Genomic DNA, 7,198 nt, shown 5'->3' on the forward strand with positions numbered 1-7,198 from the left:
GTCCCCGTCTCCGGGGGCAGCCGGTGGGGGTCGACGCCGGGCCCCGCCGGGAGCGCAGCCCCCGCGATTACCCCAGCGCCGACCGCACCCACCCCGCCGACCGCGGTGGCCACGCCGACCCCGCCAACCCTGCCAACCCTGCCGACCCTGCCAACCGCGCCAACCCCGCCGACCCTGCCAACCGCGCCAACCCTGCCGACCGCGGTGGCCACGCCGACCGATCGGTCGCCAGGCTCCGCCCGCCACGCCGCCACGCCTGCCACCGGCGCGGCCGCGGCGGCGGCGCGCAGGGCGTCCACGAACTCGGGATGGGCGGCGGCCAGCCCCGGATGCGCGTCGAGCATCGCCAGCAGCTCGTCGCCGAGATCGAGAAACGGACCGGCCAACCCCTCGTCCTCGGCGAGGGCCAGGGCACGTGCGAGCAGCCCGGTCGCCCGCGCATGATCGTCGCGGCGGGCGGCGGCGACGGCCGCGAGCGCGCACGCGGCGACGACCGGGCCACCGCCGCCGCCATCGGCGCGCAGCAGGCCGGCCACCGCCTTCTCGGCCGCGTCCAGATCCGCGCAGGCGAGATCCGCCCGCGCCGCGGCCAGCGCGAGGACGTGGTCCGGGCGGCGACCGTCGGCCGGATGACCCAGCACCTGCCGGGCAGCCTGGGCATTGCCGACCGCGAGCAGCAGGTCGACCTCGACGGCCTGCCACAACGACAGGCACAGCGGCGGACCGGCCGGACGCCCCCGCCCGCTGAGCAGGCGGCGGGCGGCGCGCACGTCGTCCGGCCGGCCCCGCCGGCACCGCGACCGCGCATCCAGCACCACGATGAGATCGAGCAGATGCGGTGGGTGCCCAGGGCCCAGCCCGGCCCGGGCAGCCTGGAGATGCCCGACCGCCCGTCCCACGTCGGCACGGGCGATGGCCACCATCGCGATCGCGAGATGCGCCTCGACTGCACCAGCCATGCCGGGGAGACTCGCGACGGTCGCAGCACCGTCCGTCGCGACGGTCCCAGCAGTCACCTCCGAGGCGTCCTCAATTGTCACATCCACATCACCCTTAGTCGTCGCGACGGGCGGGAACACCTCGCCAGAGCCGGCACTCAGCTCGCCGACCGCGGCGAACACCGCCGCTGCCGTCGACTCGGCCAGCCGCAGCCGGCCCCGTAGGGCATGCGCGAGCGCCAACGCCCCGGCCGCAGACATCTCGACCATCCAGGCACCCGCCAACCGGGCCGCCTCGATCGCCTCGGTCAGCGCGTCCACCGCGGGCTCGGCGCGACCGAGCCACAGTTCTCCCCGTCCCCGCCCGCACCAGGCGAGCGCCGTGACGATCTCGCCGAGACGATCGTCGTCCCGACCGGGCGAACCGAGTGGCCACGTCCCACTCGGCCGCTGCGGCCAGCCACGCGCGGCGCCAGCCGGGGCCGGTTCGCCGCAGGCGGACGACGTCAGGCCACTGCGATCGGCGTCCCGCCGCGACGGCCCGGCAACTCGCCCGTCGCCGTGGGCGGGGTCGCCGGCTCGGGACGGCGCGCCCACCCGCCGGCCGGAACCCCGCCGCTGGCCGGTGCCGGATTCCGGGCCTGAGCGCAGCAGTCGGCGGGCCGCCCCCAGCATCTCCTCCCCTGCCCCGGCCAACTCGGCCCGGCGCAACTCGACGAGATCGGCCTGGGTGGACAGCGAGCGACGCCGGGAGACGGCCGCATCCGCGATCGCCGCGCGCGCCGTCTCCAGGCACCGGGTCGCCTTCGTCACCCGGCCGTGGCGCAGATGCCCGACCGCGGCGACGATCGCGCATTCCGACGCCCACGACGCCCACGACGCCGGCATCGCGGCGAGGATGGACTCGAGGCGGAACGCGGCGCCGGACAGCGCGTCCACCATCCCGGTGCCATCGACGAGCAGGCAGGATGCGTACCACCAGTCGCCGGCCCGCGCCGCGTGCCGCACCGCCTCCGCCGGTCGGCGGTGCGCGGCGAACCACAGCGCCGCCCGCAGGTGCAGCTCGTCGACGTCCTCGGTGCGGTCCCGGGTCAGGTCCGAGCGCAGCAGCGCGGCGAAAAGCCGGTGGTACCGGAACCAGCTCCCGTCCTGGTGCGCGACCACGAACTCGTACCGCTCCGCGAGCTCCGCGAGCAGCTCCCCGCCGCTCCTGGCGTCACCGTGGGCGGCGTCACCGTGGGCGGCGTCACCGTGGGCGGCCGGCACCGGGCCGACGAGGTCCGGTTCTCCCACCACAGCGTCGGCCAACGGCCCGGTCATCGACTCCAGCACGCTGGTACGCAGCAGGAAGCGGTGGACCGCCGGGGGCTGGCGGGCGAACAGCTCGGCGCGCAGGAACTCGGCGATCTCCGGCGTCGCCGCCAGCGAGGCGGACGGCGGATCCGGATCCGCCGCCATCGCCTGTCCCCCGGCCGGCGCCGGCGCCGGCGCGAACGCAGCCGATGCCCACGGCGAGGATCCGCCTGCGAGCTCCCCGTCGAGCGCGCCGCCGAGGTGCGGCGTCGCCCCGCGGCCTACGGTGCCCGCCGCCAGGCGCAGGCCGGCCGGCCATCCCTCGGTGGCGTGCAGCAGGCCGCTGACCAGCCCCGCCGTCGCGGGCACCCCCTGCGTCCGCAGGAGGTCGGCGGTCTCGGGCCGGCTGAACGCCAGTGCGTCCGCGTCGATCTCGGTGACCCGCCCGGCCGCGCGCAACCGGTGCAGCGCCACCGGCACCGCCCGACCCGCCAGGATCGTCCGGGCCCGCTCGCCGGCCTCGTTGACCAGGAGTTCCAGCCCGTCTAGGTCACGGCGCCGCCGGAGCAGGTGGACGTCGTCCAGGACGAGCACAAACGGCGCCGGCAGATCGGCAAGCAGGTTGGCGAGCTGCCGGTAGCCGTGGTCGGGCAGCCGGTGAGCCGCGGCGGCGGCGCCGAGGCGGGCGAGGTCGGAACCGGCCGGGATGAGGCCGGCGCGGCCGAGACCGTACAGCACCTGCGGCCACAACGGCACGCTCGGCCCGCCGGGCGCCGACGGCGTCGCCGCCGGATCGACGCGGATCCAGACGAGCGGTGGCCGCGCGGGCCGGGCTGCGGCCCAACCGGCGAGCAGCGTGGTCTTACCCCACCCGGCCGGGGCACGCACCACGGTGAGCGGTCGCGTCACAGCCTCGTCGAGCATCTGGCGCAGACGGGGCCGGTCGAGACAGCCGAGCGGAAGTGTCGGCACGACGAAATGGCTGCGTACCAGGGGCAGGCCGGCCGCGGTGGGCCAGAGCGCGTCGCGATCGTCCGAACCGGGCGCGGCCTCGTCCGAATGGGGCACGACACCATCCGAACCGGGCACCAGTGACTGTTCGTCGAGCATTCCACACCACCCCCACGGCAAGTTTGCCCTCGGTAGTGGTACAGCTACTCGGCCGCATGAGCAACCTGTTACCGCCCACCGGCGCCGCCGCCACTGGCCGGGCGACGGGGCAGGCCGGGCGTGCCCGGATGACTCGCCGCGCGCGGCCGTCCCCAAGCCGACATCCCCGACCGCAGCAGCGGCCGAACAGGCCCGCCGAGCTGGAAAGAAGGACAAGCCGGAAAGGCCGACCACGGCAGGAGGGGCGGACCCACGCAGGGCCCCGCCTCGGGGCCGGTGAGCGGGTCGGGAGCACCAGGACGAGCAGGACGGCGGCCACGGTCACGAACGCGGTCGCGGCACGCCGCCCGGCGTAGGTTCGCGCCCCGCCGGGGTCATCCCCGTCGCGGCCCTCGCCCGGTGCTGGCGGTGCTGGCGGTGCTGGTGGTGCTGGTGGCCCGTGGGAGGGCGGCGGCGGACCGACCGGGGGCGTCTCGTCGGTCATGACGCCCACCGGGCCGGCCGCCGCAACTGGCGTTGCATCGGGCCGGCCGCCGTTCCCCCGGCCTCGTCAGGCCGCGCAGTCCGAGCAGACGATGCGGCGCGGGTCCGCGAGCTGGCTGCGATGCTGCACCAGGAAGCACTGGGTGCAGGTGAACTCGTCCGCCTGCCGAGGGAGCACCCGCAGCGACAGTTCCTCGTCGCGGACCTCGGCGTCGGGCAGGTCCAGCTCGGCCTCGAGGGCGTCCATGTCGTCCCCGAGGTCCGCCGCAGCGCCCGCGCGCTGCGCCTTGAGCGTCTCCAGGCTCTGCTCCTGGAGCTCGTCCTCCTCGACATCCGTGCTTCGCCGAGCGTCGAAGTCACGAGCCATGCGTCTCCTTCCTTTCCCTGCCGTCGTTCACCCATGGGCTATGCCAGCCCACGGGTAGTGGTTCCCGCCGAACATGGGGGGCCATGCAATACGGCACCCCATGACATCGGTTGGCTACGGTACGCAATGACCCCAAGGATGGGGGATGCAGTGCCCTATGTCCGCATTTCCCGGTGCCTCCGCCACATCCAAGGGTCCCGGCCGGAACGCGGATCTCCAAAGCCGAGCGAAGGATACGGGGCGCAACCGCGTCAGGCCAGACAGGGGGCCGTCTGCGCGGTGTCGCTCCCACCACATTCACGGCCGGACGTCACGACCCGGGCGGATCGCCTGCATCCCGATCGATGCGGCACCGTACACCACTCGGGCCCGGGGGCAGCACCGGGTGGTCGATGGACTGCGCGCGCACGAACCCCCCGGGAGGAGGGCGGCACCCTCAGAGATAGAGACCGGCGAGCCCGTCGTCCAGCCGCTCGGCCGCGACGGCGTGCACATCCCGCTCCCGGAGCAGGACGTAGGTGGTCGAGTGCAGCTCGACCTCGGCGCGGTCCTCAGGATCGAACAGCACCCGGTCACCGACCTGGATGGTCCGCACCGCGGTGCCGACCGCGACGACGTCGGCCCAGGACAACCGCTTGCCCATGTGCGCGGTCGGCGGGATGACGATGCCGGCCTTGGACCGCCGGTCCACGGCGTCCTCCCGCGGCTCGACGAGCACCCGGTCATGGAGAAGCCTGATCGGCAGCGCTCCGGCCTGCATGACACCCGACTGCGTGTCCGCTCCAGCCACGCCGCCGACCCCGTTGACACCGCCGGACACAATGCTCACAGGGTCGGACACTACCCGCCCACGCAAGGCTCGGGGCACCCCCCGGACGGTCTTTGCGTACGCGGACGCCGAACCGTGTGCGCGCCCGGCGGATGGTCACCGCCGACCTCGACGTTCCCGCCCGGTGCCATCCGCCGTTCTGTCCCGCGGTCACCGCACGCCGGCCCGAGATCTACGTCATGCTGCCGATTGACCTGAGGTAACGAGATGACGCCTCAATCGGCGTTGCCGGCATCGCGCACTATCGGAGCAGAGCCCACCGAACCTCCCCGGATGGGGAATGGTCCCCCAACGCGGTATAAGCTGCCGCCCATCGCCGCCCGGGCTGGCGCTGACGGGCGGCGTGCCATGGCACCTCTCGATCGTCCGTTGGCGCCCAGGTAACCGTCGGCACGTAACGAACCTCAGGGATGGGGCACCACCATGGCATTGCGCATCAGTGTCGATCTCGATGGTCTGCGCTGGGCCGACCTGTTCCGCTTCGTCGATCTGGCCCGCAACGGCGGGATCAGCGCGGAGGATCAGGTCGACGTCATCACCTACGGCAGCGACCCGATGTCGGTCAGCCTCTCCGCCCGCATCTACCCGGCCTCCGAGGGCTTTCTGTCCGCGGAGCAGTCGGACGCGTCCGGTGACAGCCTGCGCGGTGCCCCTCTCTCGATCGCCCCAGGTACCTCCACTCCCAACGGCTCGGGATTCGCCTACGACGGAGGTTCCGCCGAACGGAACGCCGCCCCGAACGGCACCCATTACCCCTCGTTCGACAACGGCCAGGACCGCGCCGCCGCAGCGGGTGGGGGCGGCCTGCCGCCGTACGGTCCCGGTTACGATGCGCCGGCCGATCGCGGCGTGCCCGCGTCCGGCGGCCACTACCCCGCCTTCGACGGTCAGCCTGACCGGATGCCACCGAACGGTAGCGGTCAGTTCGCGGGATTCGAGCCATTTGACCGATCCGGGCCAGGCAAGGAGCCCGTAGGTGCCCCCGGGCAGGTCGAAAGTCCCTACATCGAGGAATTCGCCCGCCTTCAGGAGGGTCTGATGCGACAGGTCCGTCGCACCGACGAGGTCCGACCGGACCGCTCCTGATCAGCGATTAACGCCGCCCCGCTGCCGCAATTCCCGGGCCCCGGGCGGGACGCGACCGCGCACCCGTTGGCCATGTGGCCCGTCGCCACGCTCACGGCAGGTGAGGGGGAGAAGACCGTCAGCGTCGCCACGTGCCGCCCATCGGACGCGGACCGTAAGTCAGCCGTGACGGCACCCTCCATGGTTCTACGCCGTTCGCACCCTCTCGCCCGCTATGGTGCATGCTGCCTGTGATGGACGATCCGCGCCTTGCCGACGTCGAGCAATATCACGGGCGATTGCGCTCCGAGCTCGACGTCATCGCGCGTGGGCCGGTCCTGGTCGGTCCGAAGATCATTGAGCACATCCATTCCCTGCTTACGCTCATTGATCTGCACCAGCCGAACGAGTTCGACCTCTGCCTGAGCTGCGACCGACTCTGGCCATGCGCCTCGATCATCGCTATCACCGGTGTCTCGCAGGACGCCGGGGGCGGCAACCGGGACGGCGAGGTCGAGCCGGAATACGACGAGCCCGGGGCCGAGAGCGGCGCCCTCGCGGCCACCCACACCGTCGCGCCCGACACCGGCCGCCCGCCTCCCGCGCCGCCCGGCGGCTACGACGACCGCGAGCGCAGCGGAAGCGGCCTTACCGACCACGGAGCCGACGACCAGCGCTTCGACGAGCCGAGGTTCGACAACCGGCGCTTCGACGACCGAAGCTTCGACGACCGACGGCCCGACAACCGGCGCTTCGACGACCGAAGCTTCGACGACCGACGGCCCGACGACCGGCGGCCCGACGACCGGCGGCCCGACGACCGGCGCTTCGACGACCGACGGCCCGACGACCAGCGCTTCGACGACCGAAGCTTCGACGACCGACGGCCCGACGACCAGCGCTTCGATGACCCGCGCTTCGACGACCGGCGGCCCGACGACCGGCGGCCCGACGATCACAGCGCGGGCGGCCGGCACCAGGACGGCCGCACTCTAGCCGGCCGCAGCCGCGACGATCGCGGTACGGATCTGCACCCGGACGCCGGGCGAGACCGCGGTCACACCCCACCGCCGGGTCCGACGCCGTCCCCCGATGGACGTCGCGGCACAGCCG

General features: G+C 73.6%; 5 protein-coding genes. 1 reads left to right on the plus strand and 4 read right to left on the minus strand.

Annotated elements, in window-relative coordinates; genetic code table 11:
* From FRAQA3DRAFT_RS36115 to FRAQA3DRAFT_RS16225, 3 genes are all read right to left on the minus strand, one after another.
* Window positions 1-3,299 (minus strand): LuxR family transcriptional regulator (locus tag FRAQA3DRAFT_RS36115; protein ID WP_198286917.1); only part of this gene is annotated, 3,299 nt, incomplete at its 3' end.
* 592 nt (window positions 3,300-3,891) lie between these two features.
* Window positions 3,892-4,191 carry a DUF4193 family protein gene (locus FRAQA3DRAFT_RS16220; RefSeq protein WP_009740125.1) on the minus strand — a complete coding sequence of 100 codons (300 nt, stop codon included), beginning with the start codon at window positions 4,189-4,191 and terminating at the stop codon, window positions 3,892-3,894.
* A gap of 436 nt (window positions 4,192-4,627) precedes the next feature.
* Window positions 4,628-5,020 carry a co-chaperone GroES gene (locus tag FRAQA3DRAFT_RS16225; RefSeq protein WP_035921053.1) on the minus strand — a complete coding sequence of 131 codons (393 nt, stop codon included), beginning with the start codon at window positions 5,018-5,020 and terminating at the stop codon, window positions 4,628-4,630.
* A 423-nt stretch (window positions 5,021-5,443) separates the two neighbouring features.
* On the opposite strand from FRAQA3DRAFT_RS16225, the gene FRAQA3DRAFT_RS16230 reads away from it, so the two are divergent.
* Window positions 5,444-6,106 carry a hypothetical protein gene (locus FRAQA3DRAFT_RS16230; protein WP_009740127.1) on the plus strand — a complete coding sequence of 221 codons (663 nt, stop codon included), beginning with the start codon at window positions 5,444-5,446 and terminating at the stop codon, window positions 6,104-6,106.
* A gap of 212 nt (window positions 6,107-6,318) precedes the next feature.
* On the opposite strand, the gene FRAQA3DRAFT_RS35155 is transcribed toward FRAQA3DRAFT_RS16230, so the two are convergent.
* The gene (locus FRAQA3DRAFT_RS35155; RefSeq protein WP_157467416.1) at window positions 6,319-7,062 is read right to left on the minus strand and encodes a hypothetical protein; all 744 of its coding nucleotides are present in this window, start codon (window positions 7,060-7,062) and stop codon (window positions 6,319-6,321) included.
* Window positions 7,063-7,198 lie beyond the last annotated feature (136 nt).

The organism is Frankia sp. QA3, assembly GCF_000262465.1.
Lineage (GTDB): Bacteria > Actinomycetota > Actinomycetes > Frankiales > Frankiaceae > Frankia.

Bases quoted from the DNA above. Each gene is read 5' to 3' on its own strand.
- FRAQA3DRAFT_RS16220 (WP_009740125.1), bottom strand. From the start codon at position 4,191: ATGGCTCGTGACTTCGACGCTCGGCGAAGCACGGATGTCGAGGAGGAC.
- FRAQA3DRAFT_RS16230 (WP_009740127.1), top strand. From the start codon at position 5,444: ATGGCATTGCGCATCAGTGTCGATCTCGATGGTCTGCGCTGGGCCGAC.